Origin of the sequence: Gluconobacter thailandicus F149-1 = NBRC 100600, from assembly GCF_000964465.1 — a bacterium.
Classification (GTDB): Bacteria; Pseudomonadota; Alphaproteobacteria; order Acetobacterales; family Acetobacteraceae; genus Gluconobacter; species Gluconobacter thailandicus.
In genome coordinates this window covers 16,969-36,666 of sequence record NZ_BANH01000024.1, presented here as the reverse complement: position 1 = coordinate 36,666, position 19,698 = coordinate 16,969, and the positions used below count along the sequence as shown (strand labels likewise).

The following is a 19,698-nucleotide window of genomic DNA, read 5'->3' as shown; positions in this document are numbered from 1 at the left end:
TCGATGTCGTCCCCGTCTTTTCCGACTGATCCTGTTGCTCTTGCGCAGGATCTGATCCGTTGCCAGTCCGTCACGCCGGCCGATGATGGAGCGCAGGCTCTTCTGGCATCGGTTCTGGAAAAGATGGGGTTTGAGGTTACGCATCTTCCTTTTGGACCAGAAGATGCGCCGACCCCGAATTTTTATGCCCGGATCGGAACAGGGAGCCCGTCTCTCTGTTTCGCAGGGCATACGGATGTTGTACCCCCCGGTGAAGGCTGGGCGCATGATCCGTTCTCCGCCGAAATCCATGATGGCCGCCTCTATGGGCGTGGCATTGCGGACATGAAGGGGGGCGTGGCCTGCTCCGTTGCAGCTATTGCTCGCTTTTTGGAAAGCCGTCCGCTCAAGGGAACGATTTCTCTTCTCATTACGGGCGATGAAGAAGGCCCGGCGCATTTTGGCACAAAGCCCGTCATCGAATGGTTGGCGGCGCATGGTGAGGTTCCGGATTTCTGCCTTCTGGGTGAGCCGACCAATCCTGCGGCTCTCGGCGACACCATCAAGATTGGCCGTCGCGGCAGCATGAATGCCGAGATTACCGTGCGTGGCGTGCAAGGGCATGTGGCCTATCCCCATCTGGCGGATAATCCCATACATCGCCTTCTGGCGGCCCTGACTGAACTGACAGGGCGTTGTCTTGATGAAGGGACGGAATGGTTTTCTCCGTCGTCGCTTCAGGTGACGAGTGTGGATGTCGGGAACCCAGCCACGAATGTTATTCCGGCCGATGCGCGTGCGCGGCTGAACATCCGGTTCAATGATAGCCATACGGGAGCCGGTCTGGCTGACTGGATCCGGGACGTTGTGAGCCGTCATGCGCCGGACAGCGACGTGAAGATTGCCATCAGTGGCGAGGCATTTCTGACGCAGCCTGGGCCAGCGGTGAACTGTCTTGAGCAGGCTGTTCAGGATGTCACGGGGCGTCGCCCGAAGCTTGATACGGGTGGCGGAACGTCCGATGCCCGTTTCATCTCGCAGCACTGTGCTGTTGCAGAGTTTGGGCTGGTGGGTGCAACCATGCACAAGCGGGACGAGCACGTGGATGTTTCGACACTTGAAGACCTGACCCGTATCTATCTGACGTTCATGGAAAGATTTGGCCTGTGACACCAGACCGCCCGACTGGCATGCCTTCCGCAGGAGGCATGAATGTTCCGCTCGGAGTATGGCTTCTGGGGCGCGGCCGTGGCATCGGGATCAACTGTTTCGCGCCCGGCACGCAGCCGCTCATGGCGGCGCTGGCCCCAACTGTAGCGATTGCGCTGATCGGAATTTTCGGGGCATTTTTCATGCCTGCAGATCAGCGGGGGCTACGGCTGACGCAGGCGCTTGTTCAGCTTGTCTGCACGCTTCTTCAGCTGGTGGTGTCTGAGCGCTATGCAGCTTTTGCGGGGCGCAAAGGGCTGTGGTCGCGGTATGCGACGGCATCGCTCTGGTGTGCCTGGCTGCCGCTGATCATGATGATCATGGCGGAAGGTGTCATGCGGATGGTGATGCCGGGGAATGCGTCATCACCTGCTGCTATTGCAGGAGTGGCTGCTGGTGTGCAGCTCTATAGCCTCTGGCTGACCTGGTATGTCACGCGCGTTGGTCTGATGATGACAGCGTTGCAGGCGGTCATCATGACCGTGTTGCAAACGTTAAGCGCTATTGTGCTGTTTGGTCTGCTCTGGCTTCTGCCGCCGCATTACAACGCTCTGGGCGACCTGTTCGGGGGCGTTTGAGCCTTACGCGAACGGGTCTTCGGGATAGCCGACGCCTGTCAGGCATAAACCGTCTGGCGGGGATGTCGGTCCGGCGGCACAGCGATTTCTCGCTTCCAGTATGTCCCGCATTTTTTCTGTCGGCCACTGGCGCGATCCCACCATGACGAGCGATCCCACCATGTTCCGGACCTGATGATGCAGGAACGAGCGGGCTTGTGTATCCACGATGACCAGCTCGCCTTCACGGTGAATGTTGAGAACATCCAGCGTACGAACGGCGCTTTTCGCCTGACAGGCAATCGCCCGGAAGGACGTGAAATCGTGTGACCCGAGTAGGAAGTTCGCGCCCTCCTGCATCAGATTGACGTCCAGCGACCGTTTGACGTGCCAGACTTTGTTTTCCTGCAAAGCAGGTCGGGCTGGCCGGTTGAGGATCGTAAAGCGGTAGCTGCGCCACGTCGCGGAGAAGCGTGCACTCCAGTCCAGACTGACTGGTACGGCCTGAAGAACCACAACCGGATGGGGTTTGAGGTAATACCCCATGCCATCGCGGATCTGGCGACCATTGATCGGAGCATCAGCCGGGAAGTCGAGATGGATCACCATTCCTGAGGCATGCACCCCGGCATCTGTGCGTCCAGCGGTGATGCTGGAAACGGCGCGGCCGCCGACCAGCTTCGATGCAGCTTCTTCGATCAGGCTCTGAATCGATACTCCGTCTTTCTGGCGCTGCCAGCCGACATAATTGGTGCCGTCATATTCAATCTTCAGGGCCCAGCGTGCGATTTCTGCTTCAGCCAAGACGGGTACCCTTCGGGACGGCCTGTCCACGTACGAAATCGCTGGCGTTCATCATGCTGCGTCCGGGCTTCTGGATGCGGTCGATGCGTAGCGCGCCCTTACCACAAGCAATAGTCAGGGCGTCATCAATGGCCATACCTGCGTCCGGGCCCGACTGTTCTGGTAGCGGTGTTGCGGCACCAATCTTGAGGACCACCTCGTTCAGCATCGTGAAGGCGCCGGGCCATGGGGTCAGGCCACGGATCTGACGGTCAATGTCCTCGCAACTTCTGGACCAGTCTATCCGCCCGTCCTCGCGCTTGAGCATATGTGCATAGGTCACGCCTTCTTCGGGCTGTGGCACGGCAACAGGCTGTTCCTGCAACGCGCGAACGATCAGACGACCGCCAATCTCTGCCAGACGGTCATGGAGCGTGCTGGCTGTGTCAGACGCACTGATGGGCGTGGCTTCTTCAAGCAGTACCGCACCAGTGTCGAGGCCCTCATCCATCTGCATGATGGAGACGCCGCTCTGACTGTCTCCAGCAACGATGGACGACTGGATCGGCGATGCTCCACGCCAGCGGGGAAGGAGGCTGGCATGGATGTTCAGACAACCCAGACGCGGTGCATTCAGCATGGCCTTGGGCAGGATCAGCCCATAGGCCGCGACAACGGCAGCATCGGCGTTGAGTGCGGCAAAGGCTTCGTGCTCTGCCTCGTCCTTACGGACTCGCGCAGGCGTGCGGACTTCAATTCCGGCAGCTTCTGCTGCTTCATGAACAGGCGAGCGGCGCACGGCCTTGCCGCGCCCTGCAGGGCGCGGAGGCTGCGTGTAGACCGCAACGATCTCGTGTCCTGCGGCCATGAGGGCATGCAGGGCCGGGACCGCGAAATCCGGCGTGCCCATGAAGATCAGACGCATCGCTGATTAGCGCCTTCTCAGCTTCTGCTCTTTGGCAAGGCGGCGCATGATCATGTTGCGCTTGAGCGTGGAAAGATGATCCACGAACAGGACGCCATCCAGATGATCCATTTCGTGCTGGATGCAGGTCGCCAGAAGACCCTCCGCATCCCGCTCGATGATTTCGCCGGCAAGGTTCCGGTAACGGACGCGAATCGATTCGGGGCGGATGACTTCCGCATACTGATTCGGCAGAGAAAGGCAGCCTTCTTCCCGAACCGCCATCTGCTCGGAATCCGTCACGATTTCCGGGTTGATCAGAACCATTGGCTCACGGGGGGCGTCTTCCTCGGCCACGTCCACGAGGGCAAAGCGCATGCCAAGACCGACTTGTGGCGCGGCGAGGCCGATGCCGGGGGCCTTGTACATGGCGGAAAACATGCCTGGAAGCTTTTCACGCAGGAAGGCCATGTCTTCCGCGCGCACTTCGCGGGCGACCTGCCGCAGCACAGGGGCCGGGGCAATCAGGATCTGGGTCGGGGGCACCGCATCGATGCCGGACAGGAAATCGAATTCGCTCATGCTTTGCGATGTAGCGAGGGTGAGGCTTTTGTGCCAGTCCTGAGAGGCATTTCCCAAGGCAGAACTTGCATCTTTGGGGTGCTCCACCATATCCTGTACTGATGTCAGGTGCCTCATGGAGGGTCTGATACCCACTGTCTCGCTCATGGAGGAGGCTCAAGCCCTATGTCCGGTCGTCTGTTTACGTCACCCATGTTCCTTGGTTTCGATCATCTTGAGCAGATGCTTGAGCGTGCGTCCAAATCCACGTCCGACGGTTATCCGCCATACAACATCGAACAGCTAAGTCAGACAGCCCTGCGGATTACGCTGGCTGTGGCAGGGTTCGTGATGGACGATCTTCAGATCACGCAGGAAGACAACCAGCTCGTGATCCGCGGTCGCCAGACCGATGACAGTCAGGGCCGGGTGTTTCTTCATCGGGGGATTGCCGCGCGGCAATTTCACAAGGCGTTCGTTCTGGCGGAAGGCATCGAGATTGGTGGAGCCTGGCTTGATAATGGCCTGCTGCATATCGATCTTCTGCGTCCGGAGCCGGAAGTTCGCGTGAAGCGGATTGCCATCACGCAGGGGCGCAGGACGGCAGGTACGCCGCAGACCGTGCAGCACGAAGTCGTTCCGCCCGTGGTCAAGCCACGCCGGGCACGACCGGTGCGCGATCTTGACGACGAATAAACCGTTTTTTGACAGCTTGTATGTTTCAACCTGACTGGTGCCAGAGAAGCCCACAGGTTTCAGTAAGGATCAGGACTTGAACAATCCGTTCGAAAACAGTGATGGGCAGGAAGACATGCTCCCGGCAGATCTGAGACGGATCACGGGACCGCAGCTTCGGACGCTGGGCATGTCCCAGCTCGCCTATGTCAGATCCGTCATGCATGATGGTGAGCTGATGGTTGCAATTCATGCTGCCGATGGCACACCCATGGCCGTGGCAGACGATGAGGAAAGCGCTATGGACGCGATCCTTGAACACGAAATGATTCCCACTCTTCTTCAGTAAGGTTCAGGCGTGCGCACCAACTCCGACATTACCCGCCATCTTGAGGAAGACCGTCTTGCCGGTGTCGTGACCCATAACGGTCTGGCCTATCTGGCCGGGCAGGTCGCGGATGATGCCACGCTGGATACGGAAGGCCAGACGGCTGATATCCTGCGCCAGATCGATGCGCTTCTGGCGGATCTGGGTACGGACAAGACGCGTATCCTGTCTATTCAGATCTTCCTGACCGACATCAACGAGATCGGGAATATGAACAAGGCTTGGGACGCGTGGCTGGATACGGGCCATAAGCCCGCCCGTGCCACGGTTGAGGCCAAACTGGCCGATCCGGACTGGCGGGTGGAAATTACGGCGATTGCTGCCCTGCGCTGAGCAGAAGAAAACCCCCAACAAAAAAGAGCGGTACGGCCGAAGAGGCTGTACCGTTCTTTTTTGTTTGTGCGGAACCGTTCAGATCCCGGTATGGGTTTTATTCAAACGTGCCAGAGACGGAAACAACCGCAGCGAAGCCTGTGCCGACGCTGTAGGTTGGCTGGGACGCGGACAGTGTCTTTCCATAGACGCCGCGTGTCGTTGTGGCGTTGCCGGAGAAGCCGTTGACCTGTGCCAGATAGTGATTGTCCCCGACATTCATGAGGCTCAACATGGCCTTCGGGCGAACGCGGCCGACTTTTGGAAGGTAGCGACCCAGCGAAATATCGGACGTGACGTAGGACGGAATGGACTGGTCGTTCATTAATGTTGCGTACTGGGAGTCCGTGTAGCGCAGATTGAAGTTCGCGAAGTTGGTGCCGTCGTCATACGTTAAGCCGAGAGCGCCAGTGAACTTCGGGGATGCGACTTCCTGTTTGCCCTTCGTGCGCAGATAGTCGCCCTGATAGGCAATGTTGTTGCCAACGCGCGTACGCATGAACTGCCCGGAGGCATAGGCGCTGATATGGTGCCAGGGCCGGGTTGAAATTTCGGCCTGTACACCCTGCGCGCTTTCACCGCCCGCATCGATCGGCTGGCTGATTATGATGGTGGAGTTGGGAAGATACGAGGCGCTGGTGATCTGGTGATGCGTCAGGTTGTAATTGAACAGTGCGATGTTGAACATGATGTCGCCCGAATGGCGGTACCCGATTTCTTCACCGATCATGTATTCCGGCTGGAAATTTGCCAGTGGAAGTGAGGCTCGGTTTGCACTTGTGAAGTTGTAAACCGGAAGCTGCGCCTGGAAGGAAGAGGGGGCACGATAGCCGGTCGTGCCGTTGACGTAGATCTGGTTCTTTGGATCAAACTGGTAGCTGATCAGGGCCTGAGGGATGGGAACGAACATGTTCTCCACGGATTTGAAATTGGCCCCCGGAAGATCCTGACTGAAGCTGCGGGAAATCATGTTGGCACGCAGGCCCGCATCAATGGTCAGACGATCGTGAAAGAGCTTGACCTGATCTTCCAGACCGATGGCATTCAGCTGCTGAAAACCATTGATGTTGTACTGGCTGACGGAGACGTTGTTGAAGGCCGTCAGGTAGCCGTTATTCTGGGTGTACTGGCCTGAGGCGTTGACCGGGTAATGGTCCTGATACTCGGTATGGACGGCATAAGAGTACCAGTAGGACAGCTTCAGTGTATTGAAGCCGTGATGCCATGCACCAACAAGATTAATGCCGCTGGACGTCTGGACCCATGGGTGAATACTAATAGCCGTGACGTTCCCGGTCTGGCCTTCATATCCGTTCAGGGATAAATACTGCTGGGTGCCGACATAGCCGTTGGATGCTGGAATATTGACGCCGTAATTGTTGGGGCCGAACGTCTCGATGGCATAGGGTTCAGCATCAAGCGTCAGGCCATGTCCGAAATCGAAATGGTTTTTGAGGGCGCCTACTACGGCATTGGTGGCTTTGGTGTTGAGCTTGTAATAAAGCGTATCGCCCTTCGTATAGGTTGCGTGCGTATTGTAGCCGGTGCCGTAGGCGCCCCACTGGGCGAGATTGGGGTAGAGCCATTCGGTCTGGTTGGCTTTGTTGTATCCGAAAATCAGCTCGGAACTGCTCCTGGGTGCCCAGCGCTTTTCGATGGCGGCATCCACATGCCAGCGATCCATCTGCCCCGGTCCGCGCCAGAGATTGGCACTGGAATAGGAGCCGGACGCAAAAGCCCGGATGCCACTGTGCCCGATTTTCCCCGTATCAAAGCGGACGAATTCCTTGTTCGTGCTGTGTGTGCCGCCGGATGCTTCCGCATAGGCTGTCATCTTGTCCGCGGGATGGCGCAGAGACAGCGTCATCTGTGCGCCATCAGCGTTGTAGACGGGGGCTGTCAGATCTGACGATCCCTGACTGACAGAGACTGAGCCAAGGTTCTCGTTATCGACCATGGCGGACGTATAAGCGCCGTAGGTGAACGGATCGGCCAAGGGAATACCTTCATACACCATGCCGATCTGTGTCTGATCCAGACCACGGATATGGATGGTTTCAGCTGTGGTGCTGAGGGGGCCTTCATTGGTGGCCTGCACACCGGGGAGGCTGGAGGCCAGAACGCCGGGCGTAACAGTCGGGGCCTGTTTGGAAATGTACTCCTGCGTGACGGTGCTGATGGTTTTGGCTTCAGTATGATGAACCATCATTCCACCGCCCAGTGCCCGGCGGCTGGCATGAATGCTCATGCTTTCAGCCGTATGTCCTTCCAGATCGTGTGGAACTGTCGGGGTGGCTTTTGGGACTGGAGCGACAGGTGTCTGTTTCGTCTGGGTTTTTCCGGTGTGATGGACGCGGGCATATGCTGGACCTGTGCTGCCTGCGAGCGCTGGAACAAGTGCAGAGGCGCAGAGCAGATAAAAAGAACGTTTCTTGTAGGAAGCCATTGTTATTCCATCGCACGGCACGTTTGACCTGGGGCCACCTCCTGGAAGAAGGCATGGGTGGAACTACGGACGCTTCCAGTTCAATTCAAAGGATGTTTTTGTGAATATAGAATGAAATAAATAAGTCATTATCATAAAACGTTCAAAATATTCTGGTTGCCATACGTCTTCTGGTGATTTGTCATCCCATCGCTTCTGATAAATGGATGACATCACATGAACCGATTTGCATATGGTCTGGTTTTTTCTTTGATTGGTCTTTCGTCTTCTGCTGTAGCGCAGGACCTTCCCAAGGATTTACGCCTGAATCAGGTTCAGATTATTGGAACCCATAACAGTTACAGGACGGATATTTCTCCTGCCACGCTGAAATGGCTTCAGGCCGTTTCTCCACAAGCTGCAGAAGCGCTGGATTACAAGCACACAACCCTGGATCGGCAGCTTGATGGCGGGGTTCGCCAGCTCGAAATCGATATTTATGCTGATACTCAAGGCGGCCAGTACCGTCATCCGAAGGGGCCGGAGTGGGAGCGTAAAGGCGGTGTTACTCCCGATGCTGATCCGGCGTCCGCCGCAGCCATGCAGGGTACCGATTTCAAGGTCATGCATATTGTGGACATTGACCAGCATTCGAACTGCGAACCCTTCAGTAAATGCCTTCAGATCATCCGGAAGTGGTCAGATGATCATCCGGGTCATTTCCCGGTGTTCATTGATGTGGAAACAAAGCAGGACATTCCATTCAAAAACGATAAGCTGACATTCACGGTTCCTGAGACCTTTACCCCTGAAACCTATGATCGTTTGGACAAGGAAATCACGGATATTATTGGCCGTGACCATCTTCTGCTTCCCGATGATGTGCGTGGGGCGGCACCCTCGGTCAATGAAGCGATCCGAACGAAAGGCTGGCCGACACTGGCGTCCGTGCGTGGCAAGATCATTTTCGTGCTGGATCGTCCTCAGGATACGGCCCGTTATGTGTTGAACCATCCGGGCCTTAAAGGGCGCGTTCTGTTCACCAATGGCCGGCCGGGTGATCCGGATGCGGCTTATACGGAGGCCAATGAAGGTTTTGCGGGTCAGGAAGGTGCCTCTTTTGACAACGCTGAGGCTGGGCGGAAAATCCCGGAGCTGGTGCGGCAGGGTTATCTTGTGCGGACGCGGGCGGATGCCAACACGATTGAGGCGCGGCAGAATGATCTGAGCCGTCGTGAGGTGTCCTTCAAGAGCGGTGCGCAGATCATCAGCACCGATTATCCGGGTCTCGAGCCTGCGCCCTGGCATGACTACAAGGTTCAGTTTGCCAATCAGGCGGTGGCTCGATGCAACCCGGTCAATGCGCCTAAGGACTGCCGTGATAGAGCGTTGATCAAGGACTGAGCTTTTCAGGCTGGTGGGGCAGGAGGGCGAGCAAATGTTCGCCCTTTGTTGTGGATCAGAGTGTGGCGTCGAAAACGACGTGTTCTGCCGTTTCGTCTTCGCTTTTCATGCAATAGGCCGCAAACATTGCAATTACGAGGAAGCATCCCATCGGTACGATGTACGCAAGCTGCATGTTTCCGCCGGTCGCATCCGAGACATAGCCCTGTAGAAGCGGGAGAATACCGCCACCGCTGATGCTCATAACCAGAATGGACCCGCCATAGGCGCGGTCATGGCCAAGTTCATCGACGGTTAGGCCATAGATTGTCGGCCAGCAGGGACCAAGCAGTCCACTGACGAGGATGGCTGCATAAATAGCCGTGAAGTCATGCACCATCACTGCATAACCCAGCGCAACGATGCACAGCAGGCTGTAAACGAACAGAACCCGCGCCGGGCGGGCGTGACGCATGAAGAAATTGGCCACCAGCTTGCCGATAAAGAACGCACAAAATGATGCGATCAGGTAGACGGAAGCCTGGCGTTCATTGATATGTCCCAGCCTCATGGAGAGGCGGATGATGAAGCTCCAGACGCCAACCTGCGCGCCGACATACAGAAATTGCGTCACGATACCGAGGACGAAGCGCTTGTTGGCAAACAGCCGTTTGAGGGCACCGGCGGTATCCAGTTCATGACTGCGCTGCTGATCGCGCCCTTTGCAGGCCGGATAACGCGTGATGCCAATGGCGATCATGACGACCAGCAGAACCCCGAGAATATAGACATATGGCTCAAGAGTGGCGTGGATCATGCCGAGTTGGTGCTGCCAGGCCTGAGCGGCTGGCATGGCGGAAAGCTGCTCGCGGGACAGGTCGCCGTCCTTGAAAATCAGGTAGGCTCCCATGCTGGAGCCGAGAATGGCGCCAATCGGCTGAAATGCACTGGCAAAGTTCAGGCGATGTGTTCCTCCTCCCGGAGGAGCGAGCAGGGTGCAATAGGTATCGGCAGCGGTTTCAATGAAAACCAGCCCGGCCGCGACGACAAAGAGCGCGACGAAGAAGATCTGGTACGTCGCGAAATGGGCGGCAGGGAAAAAGAGGCAGCAGCCAATCAGATACAGGAGCAGCCCAAGTTGGATAGACCATTTGTAGCTGAAGCGCTTGATGATCATGCCTGCGGGAATGCCCAGCACGAAATAGCTGATGTAGAATGAGAACTGGACGAGAGCGGACTGAAAATCTGACAGCATGAAGGCTTTGCGGAATTGCCCGATCAGTACGTCATTGAGGCTCATCGCACAGCCCCAGAGGGAAAACAGGCAACACAGGAGCCCAAAGCCCAGAAGGGGCGTGCGGTTCAGGTAAAAGCCGTCCGGAAGTTGGACGATAGGGTCAGACTTGGCCACGGATTGCCTCACGGAACTAAATTGAGCGCTCAAGATAAAAATCCGATCCCTTCACGCGGGGGTCAGCATTTAGGGTATAGGATTAGTGTTATATTGAGTGCACATATCACGCATATAGTGTTTTAAAAGGGATATTCCCCGCCTGGTTTAATGCCTTGGCGTTTTGAGGGGATCACATTCCATGGAGGTCTTGGATCAGGAAGATGGGATTGTGCCATCTGGCATAATGCCGCTCATGGTCCGACATCGAGGCTTATGACGCGATAAATAAAGGTGTGCCGAGGTAAGGGCGTCTTTCTGGGGGTTCCGCCCATGCGGGGATAAGGGTAAGTCCCGACAGCCATTCATTCCCAGCTTCCAGTGCCTCCGAGGACCCATGATTCGTCTCGACAACATCAGCAAGCATAACGGCCAGCGGGTCATCTTCATTGAGGCCTCGGCCGCTCTGCTGAAAGGAGAAAAGGTCGGGCTGGTTGGGCCAAACGGCGCGGGTAAATCCACGTTGTTCCGCCTCATCACGAAGCAGGAAGAGCCTGATGAGGGCAATGTCCTGACGGATCGCGGTGTGACCATCGGCTTCTTCAGTCAGGACGTCGGTGAGATGTCCGGCCATAGTGCCGTGGCGGAAGTGATGAACGGGGCAGGGGCTGTCTCGGAAGTTGCAGCCGAGTTGGCTGAGCTTGAGTTGGCCATGGCGGACCCGGAGCGCATGGATGAGCTGGACAGCGTCATCGAGCGCTTTGGAGAAGTACAGAGCCGGTTTGAGGATCTGGGCGGATACGCGCTGGACGGGAAGGCGCGTGAGGTTCTTCATGGTCTTGGGTTCAGCCAGGAAATGATGGATGGCGATGTGAGTCGTCTGTCTGGTGGCTGGAAAATGCGTGTGGCCCTGGGGCGCATCCTTCTGATGAAGCCTGACGTGATGCTGCTCGATGAGCCGAGCAACCATCTTGATCTGGAAAGCCTGATCTGGCTGGAGCAGTTCCTGTCTGGTTATGATGGTGCGCTGCTCATGACGTCCCATGACCGTGCCTTCATGAACCGCATTATCAACAAAGTCATCGAAATTGATGGCGGTAACCTGACGACCTATTCCGGCGACTATGAGTTCTATGAAGAACAGCGGGCGCTGAACGAGAAGCATCAGCAGGCGCAGTTCGAGCGGCAGCAGGCCATGCTGGCGAAGGAAATCAACTTCATCGAACGCTTCAAGGCGCGTGCGTCTCATGCTGCACAGGTTCAGAGCCGGGTGAAGAAGCTCGACAAGATCGACCGTGTCGAGCCGCCGAAGCGTCGTCAGGCCATGAGCTTCGAGTTCGCCCCTGCACCGCGTTCAGGAGATGTGGTTGTCAATATTCAGGGCGTAGACAAGCGCTATGGCAGTCGCACAATCTATGACGGGCTGGATCTCATGATCCGCCGCAAGGAACGCTGCTGTATCATGGGTGTGAACGGTGCTGGCAAGTCCACGCTGCTGAAGCTTGTGACCGGTACGACGGAACCGGATGCTGGAACTGTTACAGTCGGCAGTAACGTCAAGATCGGTTACTTCGCCCAGCACGCCATGGACCTTCTGGATGGTGACAAGACTGTTTTTGAAACGCTGGAATATGCGTTTCCGCAGGCCAATCAGGGAGCGCTGCGCTCACTGGCGGGTGGTTTCGGCTTCTCGGGTGACGAAGTCGAAAAGAGCTGCCGGGTTCTATCTGGTGGTGAGAAGGCTCGTCTGGTGATGGCTCTGATGCTGTTCGATCCGCCGAACTTCCTCGTACTCGATGAGCCGACCAACCATCTGGACATCGCTACGAAGGAGATGCTGATTTCCGCTCTGGCGGATTACGACGGCACCATGCTGTTCGTTTCCCATGACCGTCACTTCCTGGCGGCTCTTTCCAACCGCGTGCTGGAACTGACGCCTGAGGGGATTCACCAGTATGGGGGTGGGTATTCGGAGTATGTGGCGCGGACGGGTCAGGAAGCGCCGGGCCTGCATTAAGGCGTTACAGGAGAGGGGAGTTAAAGATGGCGGGTTGGAAAATGTGCCTTCTCATCGCGGCATTTTCCCTTGCGTCCCCTGCGCTGGCCCAGCACTACAATGCCGCCAATGCCTTGTGCAAGCAGGCCGGAAGTGGCGTGGATCAGGTCAACTGTCTGACAATGGCCGCACAGCGGGCGGACAAGGAACTGGACATTGTTTACGATCAGATCCTGACAGTACTGGAACGCAGTCGAAAAACCCAGCTCCAGAAAGCGCAGCAGGCTTGGCTTCATTATCGCGACAAGACCTGCGATGCAGAGCATGATCTGTTTGAGGGTGGTACTGCGGGACTGGCGGCGCTTCCTGCCTGTCGGGAAGCTCTGACGCGGCATCGGATTTCCGATCTCAGGGACGGTTACTGGTGGCTGGTCGAGAAGTTCGGGGCTAGGCAGGGCGCTCCCCTGCAGACCCATGGAGATGTGTCCCCTTGACCCCGGTTCCTTTCACACAGGACGTAATCCTTGAAAAACCTTAGAAACGATATCTGACTGGATCAGTGCTACCGCACTGATCCGAGCGCCTTATCGTCGTCTTGACCGCTCAGAACATGCGTCAGTTCATCAACAAGGCACAGTCGGCCATTGTTGAATTGGTAAAAGGCAATGACCTTGATCTGGCTCTTTTCGCCTGAGAGGCGGGTGGCTCGGGCGATATGCACCGTAGCGGCCTGATTGCCTTGGCAGACAATCTGCTGGATGTCGATTTCGAGCCTTTGAAGCGCATTTCTTAGAGCAACGGCATGCTCCAGAAATTCGGCGAGTGTCATTTCCCGGCCATCGACAAACTGCCGGTAATCCGGCGCCATGAAGTCTGTCAGCGTTGCTGGATCTGATGAGAAGTCTGTGAAGACCTCAAACATCTGGCGGATGAGCTGTTCTGGGCTTTGTGCTGGCATGAGGATGTCCTTCGTAATCTTGTCAGGACACTTTACAGGGCCTGTTTTTGGCGTTCTTTCGGTAACAGGCCATAGTTCGACTCATATGCGCCAAACACAGTTCTCAAGATGTTGTTCAGATGAGTGACACATGGCCGTGGCTTTTCGGAAAATTCCTGCAACAGGATACGCGACGGGAAACGGGTCGCCACTCGCATGCCGAGGGACAGATTTTGGGCATCGAAAGCGGTGTGATGGCTATCAGGGGCGTAACGGCTTACTGGCTGGTTGGTCCGGGATCGGTTCTCTGGCTGCCTCCTGGTTTTCGTCATGAGGCACGCTCTCATGGGGCGGTGGCGGGTTGGAGCCTTTATGTCTGTTCCGGGCAGTGTTCTGATCTGCCGCAAGAGCCTTTTCTTGCAGAATGCACCCGCCTTCTTGGGGCTCAGGCAGAGCGGTTGTCGCAAAGTGCGGAAGGGCAGAGATGGTCCCCGCGTGTGGCTCGTCTGGCGGACTGTTTCTGGGACGAATTTCTGTCTGTCCCGCGAAGGAGCGCGTCATTGCCTTTTCCTCAGTCCGCCCAACTCTGTCGTGTAACAGAGGCGCTTTGTGCAAACCCGGCTGATCCCCGAGAGCAGAAAGACTGGGCCAGTTTAGCGGGGCTGTCTGTGCGCTCATTCGTGCGACATTTCAGGGCCGAGACGCATATGCCTTTTTCAAGCTGGAAGCAGCGTCTTCGTATCCTGAATTCTCAGGAGAGGCTGGCGCGTGGTGAGCCTGTAACCTCTGTTGCTCTCAGTGTCGGTTATGAAAGTCTTGGCGCTTTTGCTGAGGCTTTCAAGAAGAATACCGGATTACGCCCCAGCGAGTATGGCAAACGAGGCCGTGATCGTTATCTGGACTGACCAGGCAGGTATGATGTCGTCAGAGATGCAGTCCGAAACGTGGTCCGATCCATGTCATCGCAAAATACAGGCCAATCGTCAGGAAGCAGCCGAGGGCGAGGGAAACCCAGAAGCCATATCCATGGCGTAGCAGGGCCGGGATTAGCAGGAACATCGGCAGCGACGGGAGGACATACCAGAATGTTGCCTCGGCGTGGGCCGCCATGTTCGCGGGGTCGGGTTTGTCGTTCCATAGCCAGATCATGCCAAGAACCGAAACAAGTGGCAGGGAGGCGATGAGTGCGCCAAAGCCTGGATAACGACGGGCAAGCGTGGACGCAGTTGCGATCAATATTCCGGAAATCAGGGCTTTTATGGCGAGATGCAGCATGGAACGGACCCTAACGGCATGGGCTGATCGTGCAATCAGCAAATACGGTGGGGCTCTGATAGAGCGAGAAGCCGTCAGGACGTTTTCTTCAGGCGCCGCCTCTGACTGGATTTCGCGATGCCCAGACCTTCGCGGTATTTCGCCACGGTACGGCGCTGAATGGCAAAGCCATCTTTCTGAAGAAGGGCTGTCAGGGCATCGTCAGAAAGAATGTCGTCTCCTTCGGCGGCGATGAGCGCGCGCAGACGGTGCTGAATGGCGCTGGCGCTCTGAACGGAGCCATCACTGGCCTGAAGGGCTGTTGAGAAGAACATGCGGAGGGGCACGATGCCGCGCGGCGTATCCATGTATTTGCCGTTCACCACGCGGCTGATCGTGCTTTCGTGTACGTCTGTTGTTGTCGCCAGTTCACGCATGGTGAGGGGACGGAGGGCGGAGATCCCGTCTTCAAAGAAAGCTGTCTGCTGACGGATGATTTCTGCTCCGACTTTCAGAATGGTTTGGCGACGCATGTCCAGCGCCCGGATGATGGCACTGGCTTCACTGGCATAAGTCTGGAGTTGCCGTCCTGCCTCCGTGCTGCCGTCGATGTGGCGCTGCATGTCGGTGTCTACATGGCAGCGGGGCAGGGCGCGATGGTTGAAGGTCAGTCGAAAACCGTCTCCGTTCCTGCGGACGATCAGATCGGGCTGGATCGGTGTGACGGGATGATGCGGGTCGAAACCTGGTCGGGGATTGAGGGCCTGAATTTCCGCCAGCATATCGAGCAGGTCATCCTGCGCGAGCTGACATTTCTGGCGCAGAGGCCGCCAGTCACGCCGGGCCAGAAGGTCCAGATTGGCCAGCAGGATTTTCATGGCGGGGTCGAGCCGATCGCGGCGTTCAAGCTGCACGGCCAGACACTCTTCCAAAGAGCGGCAGAACACGCCAACAGGGTCCAGCCGCATCAGGATGTGTCGGATAGACTCAAGAGCGGCTGTTTCCATGCCGAGAGCATGGGCGATGTCGGAAATACGCTCGGGCAGGCGTCCAGCGTCGTCGAGACTGGCGAGAAGATACAATGCGGCGGCGCGATCCCGGTATGCGGGAAAGGTCAGATGGATCTGGCTGCTCAGATCGTCGTGTAGCGAGGGGCCGGGGGCAGCGGCTTCGGGCTGCTCCGCCCCTGAGGTGAAACGATCTGGATCATCGTCATGATAATCGGGTACTTCGGCGGGGTCCGAAGACGCGACCGTATCGGTCGGTTCCAGAACGAGGAGTGGGTTGAGTTCCGCAATCTGCTGGAGGGACTGCGCCAGCTCCTGATGGCCGAGTTGCAGCATCGCAATCGCCTGACGCAACTGTGGTGTCATAACAAGCGACTGCGACTGGCGCTGTATCAGACCGGGACTGAGCATCCCGTCAGATTAGAGCGAGAAGTTCTCTCCAAGATAGACCCGGCGCACATCTTCGTTTGCGACGATGGCTTCCGGTGTACCTTCCATTAGAACCTGACCGCCATGCATGATGTAGGCGCGGTCAATGACTTCAAGCGTTTCGCGGACGTTATGGTCCGTAATCAGCACGCCGATGCCACGGTCTTTGAGGTGGGACACAAGATCGCGAATTTCTCCCACCGCAATCGGATCAATACCGGCGAGAGGTTCATCGAGCAGGATGTAGTTTGGCTGGCTGGCCAGAGCGCGGGCAATTTCCAGACGACGACGCTCACCACCGGACAGCGCCAGCGACGGCGAACGGCGGAGATGCGTGATACCGAATTCGGCCAAAAGGCCGTTCAGCATGGCTTCGCGCTTTTCAGGATCGGATTCGATCACTTCCAGCGCGGCCATGATGTTCTGCTCAACGTTCAGTCCGCGGAAAATACTGGCTTCCTGTGGAAGATACCCCACACCAAGCCGGGCGCGGCGATACATTGGAAGCTGCGTGATGTCTGCACCATCCAGCGTGATGGAGCCTGTGTCAGGCTGAACCAGACCCACGATCATGTAGAAGCTGGTGGTCTTGCCCGCGCCATTCGGGCCGAGCAGACCCACGGCTTCGCCGCGCTGAACCTGAAGCGAGACGTTTTTGACGACGGCACGCTTCTTGTAGGTCTTGCCAATACCGCTGGCGACAAGGCCGGTCTGAAGCGCGGGAGCTGTGGAAGGTGTCTCGGTCACTTTGGGGCCTGGCTGCTGTTGGCTTCGTTGGGAACGACAAGTCCCTGAATAGGAGAGTCCGATCCTGGCAGCATCGTGGCAATGCCGGTTTTCATATTCACGATGGCCTGCGACCCATTGTTCTGGTTCTGGCCCTGCGTCACGTGAACATGACCGATCAGGCGGGCAATCTGAGTGGCAAAGACATACACACCACGGTCACCTGTTGCGGTCTGCGTCTGTGTACGCAGGACAACATGACCCCAGCCATAGGCGCGATCCAGCTTGGAAGACCCGCCGCCAAGCGGATTACCGTCTGTGCTGGCGGCTTGTGGCTGGTCGGCAGGTGCGGGCGAATCTGGTGCGCTGAAGGAGACCAGAACGTCTGCCTTGACCTGCTTGCCATCATTGGTTGTGACGGTGGCATCACCGCGGCCGACGGACATGCGGGTCTTGGAATGATATTCCATAACGTCACGCGCCGTCAGAACATCCTGAGGCGTCGTAAGCTTCAGGTGCTTGCCCGTCATGACCATGACGGCCTGATCCATATCGTAGACGGCGTGATCGCCCCAACCCTGATCCGTCTGGTTGTAGATGTGGACGTTGCCGCGCGCCTCGATGCGGTAGAGTTCAAGCGAGCCGCCCATTGGATCAGCTTCGCCGTTCTGGCCGTTTGCTGGCGGCGGCGTGGGCTGACCGTCTGGTGCTGTCTTTTTACGGAGGTGTCCGATGAGTGTATCGGCATCGACCGTCACATCCCCACGGACTGCGCGGGCGCCTCCTGTCAGAGTGACAGTCTGGGCATTGCGGTCGTAGATTTCCTCGTTTTTCCAGAACAGTTTGACAGCCTCGCCATGAGACATGTCCAGCCCGTCCGCATAGGCGGTGGGAGTGGCAGCGGTCGCGAGAAGAAGTCCTGCAATGGGAAGCAGTCGGCTGATGCGGCTCATCATTTCTCTGTCTTGGCTCCTTCCTGGCGGAGGCGGGCCGCCGGGGAAGGGGGACCGTTATCATCATTGCGGACCGTCAGACCCGGTCCTGTAAACTGCATGATACCCGCATGCTGGTCCAGGAAATAGCCCTGAGCATCCTGCGTACCAAATGGCCCTTCGGCATGCACCCAATCACGCGATGCAATCACGTCCTGTTTCAGGTCCATATCCGCCGAGGGACCGTTCATGAGCGTCCCGTCATCGCGGTACAGGACGACATTGTCATCAAGGTTCAGGGTTTGCTCGTGCTGCATGTATATGCCGCGATCGGCCTTGATATGAGCCCAGGAATTGCCTGAAAGCTCGATATCCGCCACGGGGTCCACCAGATCCACGCGATCCGGGCCCTGCTGATGGGTCGTGCGGGCCGTGATCATGTACAGATGGTTATGTGCGTCCAGGCCGCGATAAACGGCATTTTCCATATTGCCGCTTTCGACGTGCAACCGGGCCATTTCTTTCAGAGCCGCGCGGTTCTGGTTCACGAGATGGGAAATCTCGGGCCAGGCCGCAATCGAACTGAGCAGAACGAGTGCCAGGCCGGGAAGGGCCCATTTGGCGAAGCCAAGCAGGGACCGTCTGCGGGCAAGTTGTTCGGCATTGGGGGCCGTGCGCACCCTGTCAAAAGCTGCACGGCGGAGCGCATCAAGCTTCGCCAGACTCTCGCGGCGGTTTTCGGCGAAATCGTCACGCCGGGGGCGTTTGTCGTCCTGAGGCGTACTCATGCCAGACCAGCCCGCAGAAGGTCATGCAGGTGAATGATGCCCTGTGGTCGCCCATCTTCGCCTACGACGAAAAGACTTGTGATGGGTTTGGAGCGTGCATTCATGAGAAGCAGGACGTCCTGTGCCAGAGTCGTAGGGGTGGTCGTGATCGGTGACCGGTTCATCACTTCTTCAGCCGTTGTTGCATCGAGATCACGATGCAGGGCACGGCGAAGATCTGCATCTGTGATGAGGCCGCAGAGCACACCTGAGTCGTCTATAACACCCATGCACCCGAATGCCTTGCGTGTCATCTCCAGAATGACGGAGCGTAGTGAGAGGCTGGTCTTTCCGAGAGGCAGGGTCTCACCGTAATGCATCAGTTCCCGGACCGGCCGCAGTCTTGCTCCCAGCCGACCGCCAGGATGGAAGGTCTGAAAATCGCTTGCCGTAAAGCCGCGTTTTTCAAGAAGCGCTATGGCCAGTGCGTCGCCCAGCGCGAGCTGCAGAAGTGTGCTTGTTGTGGGAGCCAGTCCCATCGGGCAGGCTTCACGCGCTTTTGGAAGCACGAGAGCAATTTCTGCCGCCCGGGCCAGCGCGGACGTTTCGACGGAGGTTATCGCAATCACGCCGAGGTGTTTGTGCGATGCATAAGACAGAATTGCGGCAAGTTCGGCGGTTTCGCCAGAATTCGACAGGGCAAGGATCACATCGCCTGGCGCCACCATGCCCAGATCGCCATGCGAGGCTTCTGCGGGATGCACGAAAAGGGACGGCGTGCCGGTAGAGGCGAGAGTAGCCTGTATCTTGCGCCCGATATGTCCCGATTTTCCGATACCGGTGACGATCAGGCGGCCGGAGCAGTGCAGGATACGGTCCACGGCCTTTGTGAAGGCAGATCCGAGTGATGCATGAAAGGCTGCTTCCAGCGCCTCAAGGCCCTGACGTTCCGCTGCGAGGGTGTGCAGGGCTGAGGAGAGAGGCAAGACAGCTTGGCTGGTCATGAATTCAGGGCCGGGTCGTG

General features: G+C 57.4%; 21 protein-coding genes. 9 read left to right on the top strand and 12 right to left on the bottom strand.

Annotation, left to right across the window (positions count from 1 at the left end):
• Nucleotides 1–3 precede the first annotated feature (3 nt).
• Entirely contained in the window at nucleotides 4–1,149 is a 1,146-nt protein-coding gene (gene dapE / locus B7444_RS07885) for a succinyl-diaminopimelate desuccinylase (RefSeq protein ID WP_007282454.1), read from the top strand.
• Nucleotides 1,146–1,766 (top strand): hypothetical protein, encoded by a 621-nt coding sequence (locus B7444_RS07880; RefSeq protein ID WP_007282453.1) that lies wholly within the window; start codon nucleotides 1,146–1,148, stop codon nucleotides 1,764–1,766. Before dapE ends, B7444_RS07880 begins: the two co-directional genes overlap by 4 nt.
• Nucleotides 1,767–1,769: 3 nt before the next feature.
• On the opposite strand, the gene truA is transcribed toward B7444_RS07880, so the two are convergent.
• From truA to def, 3 genes are read right to left on the bottom strand one after another with little or no spacing between them, the layout of a single operon-like run.
• On the bottom strand, nucleotides 1,770–2,549 hold the full coding sequence (gene truA, locus B7444_RS07875; RefSeq protein WP_007282452.1) for a tRNA pseudouridine(38-40) synthase TruA: 780 nt from the start codon (nucleotides 2,547–2,549) through the stop codon (nucleotides 1,770–1,772).
• Nucleotides 2,542–3,453 (bottom strand): methionyl-tRNA formyltransferase, encoded by a 912-nt coding sequence (gene fmt, locus B7444_RS07870; RefSeq protein WP_007282451.1) that lies wholly within the window; start codon nucleotides 3,451–3,453, stop codon nucleotides 2,542–2,544. The genes truA and fmt overlap by 8 nt, the downstream gene beginning before the upstream one ends.
• Before the next feature lie 6 nt (nucleotides 3,454–3,459).
• Nucleotides 3,460–4,161 (bottom strand): peptide deformylase, encoded by a 702-nt coding sequence (gene def, locus B7444_RS07865; protein WP_371859447.1) that lies wholly within the window; start codon nucleotides 4,159–4,161, stop codon nucleotides 3,460–3,462.
• Nucleotides 4,162–4,179: 18 nt separating this feature from the next.
• On the opposite strand from def, the gene B7444_RS07860 reads away from it, so the two are divergent.
• The 3 genes from B7444_RS07860 (at nucleotide 4,180) to B7444_RS07850 (ending at nucleotide 5,389) form a co-directional block, all read left to right on the top strand.
• The gene (locus B7444_RS07860) at nucleotides 4,180–4,689 is read left to right on the top strand and encodes an Hsp20 family protein (RefSeq protein ID WP_007282449.1); all 510 of its coding nucleotides are present in this window, start codon (nucleotides 4,180–4,182) and stop codon (nucleotides 4,687–4,689) included.
• Nucleotides 4,690–4,765: 76 nt separating this feature from the next.
• On the top strand, nucleotides 4,766–5,017 hold the full coding sequence (locus B7444_RS07855) for a DUF1150 family protein (RefSeq protein WP_007282448.1): 252 nt from the start codon (nucleotides 4,766–4,768) through the stop codon (nucleotides 5,015–5,017).
• Nucleotides 5,018–5,026: 9 nt separating this feature from the next.
• Nucleotides 5,027–5,389: a RidA family protein gene (locus B7444_RS07850; RefSeq protein WP_007282447.1), complete on the top strand. Its 363-nt coding sequence runs from the start codon at nucleotides 5,027–5,029 to the stop codon at nucleotides 5,387–5,389.
• Between the two features lie 97 nt (nucleotides 5,390–5,486).
• Here the strand turns inward: B7444_RS07850 and B7444_RS07845 are convergent, their stop codons facing one another.
• Nucleotides 5,487–7,874 carry a TonB-dependent receptor gene (locus B7444_RS07845; RefSeq protein ID WP_007282446.1) on the bottom strand — a complete coding sequence of 796 codons (2,388 nt, stop codon included), beginning with the start codon at nucleotides 7,872–7,874 and terminating at the stop codon, nucleotides 5,487–5,489.
• Between the two features lie 216 nt (nucleotides 7,875–8,090).
• On the opposite strand from B7444_RS07845, the gene B7444_RS07840 reads away from it, so the two are divergent.
• The gene (locus B7444_RS07840) at nucleotides 8,091–9,257 is read left to right on the top strand and encodes a phosphatidylinositol-specific phospholipase C1-like protein (protein WP_007282445.1); all 1,167 of its coding nucleotides are present in this window, start codon (nucleotides 8,091–8,093) and stop codon (nucleotides 9,255–9,257) included.
• Nucleotides 9,258–9,312: 55 nt separating this feature from the next.
• Here the strand turns inward: B7444_RS07840 and fucP are convergent, their stop codons facing one another.
• Nucleotides 9,313–10,647, bottom strand: coding sequence for an L-fucose:H+ symporter permease (gene fucP / locus B7444_RS07835; RefSeq protein ID WP_007282444.1), 1,335 nt, complete (start codon nucleotides 10,645–10,647; stop codon nucleotides 9,313–9,315).
• A gap of 376 nt (nucleotides 10,648–11,023) precedes the next feature.
• On the opposite strand from fucP, the gene B7444_RS07830 reads away from it, so the two are divergent.
• The gene (locus tag B7444_RS07830; RefSeq protein ID WP_007282443.1) at nucleotides 11,024–12,643 is read left to right on the top strand and encodes an ABC-F family ATP-binding cassette domain-containing protein; all 1,620 of its coding nucleotides are present in this window, start codon (nucleotides 11,024–11,026) and stop codon (nucleotides 12,641–12,643) included.
• 26 nt (nucleotides 12,644–12,669) lie between these two features.
• A complete protein-coding gene (locus B7444_RS07825; RefSeq protein ID WP_007282442.1) occupies nucleotides 12,670–13,116 on the top strand; it encodes a lysozyme inhibitor LprI family protein in 447 nt (148 codons plus the stop codon).
• Between the two features lie 68 nt (nucleotides 13,117–13,184).
• Here the strand turns inward: B7444_RS07825 and B7444_RS07820 are convergent, their stop codons facing one another.
• Entirely contained in the window at nucleotides 13,185–13,580 is a 396-nt protein-coding gene (locus B7444_RS07820; RefSeq protein WP_007282441.1) for a nuclear transport factor 2 family protein, read from the bottom strand.
• 119 nt (nucleotides 13,581–13,699) lie between these two features.
• Here B7444_RS07820 and B7444_RS07815 point away from each other — a divergent pair, with 119 nt between their 5' ends.
• Complete coding sequence (locus B7444_RS07815; RefSeq protein ID WP_007282440.1) at nucleotides 13,700–14,464, top strand: AraC family transcriptional regulator; 765 nt, start codon at nucleotides 13,700–13,702, stop codon at nucleotides 14,462–14,464.
• A 19-nt stretch (nucleotides 14,465–14,483) separates the two neighbouring features.
• Here the strand turns inward: B7444_RS07815 and B7444_RS07810 are convergent, their stop codons facing one another.
• The 6 genes from B7444_RS07810 to B7444_RS07785 form a co-directional block, all read right to left on the bottom strand.
• The gene (locus tag B7444_RS07810) at nucleotides 14,484–14,834 is read right to left on the bottom strand and encodes a DUF3147 family protein (RefSeq protein WP_007282439.1); all 351 of its coding nucleotides are present in this window, start codon (nucleotides 14,832–14,834) and stop codon (nucleotides 14,484–14,486) included.
• Between the two features lie 74 nt (nucleotides 14,835–14,908).
• Nucleotides 14,909–16,231 carry an RNA polymerase factor sigma-54 gene (gene rpoN / locus B7444_RS07805; RefSeq protein WP_081603768.1) on the bottom strand — a complete coding sequence of 441 codons (1,323 nt, stop codon included), beginning with the start codon at nucleotides 16,229–16,231 and terminating at the stop codon, nucleotides 14,909–14,911.
• A gap of 9 nt (nucleotides 16,232–16,240) precedes the next feature.
• Nucleotides 16,241–16,996, bottom strand: a complete 756-nt coding sequence (lptB, locus tag B7444_RS07800; RefSeq protein ID WP_007282437.1) for an LPS export ABC transporter ATP-binding protein — start codon at nucleotides 16,994–16,996, stop codon at nucleotides 16,241–16,243.
• Complete coding sequence (locus tag B7444_RS07795) at nucleotides 16,993–17,931, bottom strand: LptA/OstA family protein (protein WP_007282436.1); 939 nt, start codon at nucleotides 17,929–17,931, stop codon at nucleotides 16,993–16,995. Before B7444_RS07795 ends, lptB begins: the two co-directional genes overlap by 4 nt.
• The gene (gene lptC / locus B7444_RS07790) at nucleotides 17,928–18,695 is read right to left on the bottom strand and encodes an LPS export ABC transporter periplasmic protein LptC (protein ID WP_007282435.1); all 768 of its coding nucleotides are present in this window, start codon (nucleotides 18,693–18,695) and stop codon (nucleotides 17,928–17,930) included. Before lptC ends, B7444_RS07795 begins: the two co-directional genes overlap by 4 nt.
• The gene (locus tag B7444_RS07785) at nucleotides 18,692–19,678 is read right to left on the bottom strand and encodes a KpsF/GutQ family sugar-phosphate isomerase (RefSeq protein ID WP_007282434.1); all 987 of its coding nucleotides are present in this window, start codon (nucleotides 19,676–19,678) and stop codon (nucleotides 18,692–18,694) included. The genes lptC and B7444_RS07785 overlap by 4 nt, the downstream gene beginning before the upstream one ends.
• Nucleotides 19,679–19,698 lie beyond the last annotated feature (20 nt).

Excerpts from the sequence above, each read along its gene's own strand:
- dapE (WP_007282454.1), top strand. The coding sequence starts at position 4 with ATGTCGTCCCCGTCTTTTCCGACTGATCCTGTTGCTCTTGCGCAGGAT.
- fmt (WP_007282451.1), bottom strand. The coding sequence starts at position 3,453 with ATGCGTCTGATCTTCATGGGCACGCCGGATTTCGCGGTCCCGGCCCTG.
- def (WP_371859447.1), bottom strand. The coding sequence starts at position 4,161 with ATGAGCGAGACAGTGGGTATCAGACCCTCCATGAGGCACCTGACATCA.
- B7444_RS07860 (WP_007282449.1), top strand. The coding sequence starts at position 4,180 with ATGTCCGGTCGTCTGTTTACGTCACCCATGTTCCTTGGTTTCGATCAT.
- B7444_RS07845 (WP_007282446.1), bottom strand. The coding sequence starts at position 7,874 with ATGGCTTCCTACAAGAAACGTTCTTTTTATCTGCTCTGCGCCTCTGCA.
- B7444_RS07840 (WP_007282445.1), top strand. The coding sequence starts at position 8,091 with ATGAACCGATTTGCATATGGTCTGGTTTTTTCTTTGATTGGTCTTTCG.
- B7444_RS07830 (WP_007282443.1), top strand. The coding sequence starts at position 11,024 with ATGATTCGTCTCGACAACATCAGCAAGCATAACGGCCAGCGGGTCATC.
- B7444_RS07825 (WP_007282442.1), top strand. The coding sequence starts at position 12,670 with ATGGCGGGTTGGAAAATGTGCCTTCTCATCGCGGCATTTTCCCTTGCG.
- B7444_RS07820 (WP_007282441.1), bottom strand. The coding sequence starts at position 13,580 with ATGCCAGCACAAAGCCCAGAACAGCTCATCCGCCAGATGTTTGAGGTC.
- B7444_RS07815 (WP_007282440.1), top strand. The coding sequence starts at position 13,700 with ATGAGTGACACATGGCCGTGGCTTTTCGGAAAATTCCTGCAACAGGAT.
- B7444_RS07810 (WP_007282439.1), bottom strand. The coding sequence starts at position 14,834 with ATGCTGCATCTCGCCATAAAAGCCCTGATTTCCGGAATATTGATCGCA.
- rpoN (WP_081603768.1), bottom strand. The coding sequence starts at position 16,231 with ATGCTCAGTCCCGGTCTGATACAGCGCCAGTCGCAGTCGCTTGTTATG.
- B7444_RS07795 (WP_007282436.1), bottom strand. The coding sequence starts at position 17,931 with ATGATGAGCCGCATCAGCCGACTGCTTCCCATTGCAGGACTTCTTCTC.
- lptC (WP_007282435.1), bottom strand. The coding sequence starts at position 18,695 with ATGAGTACGCCTCAGGACGACAAACGCCCCCGGCGTGACGATTTCGCC.
- B7444_RS07785 (WP_007282434.1), bottom strand. The coding sequence starts at position 19,678 with ATGACCAGCCAAGCTGTCTTGCCTCTCTCCTCAGCCCTGCACACCCTC.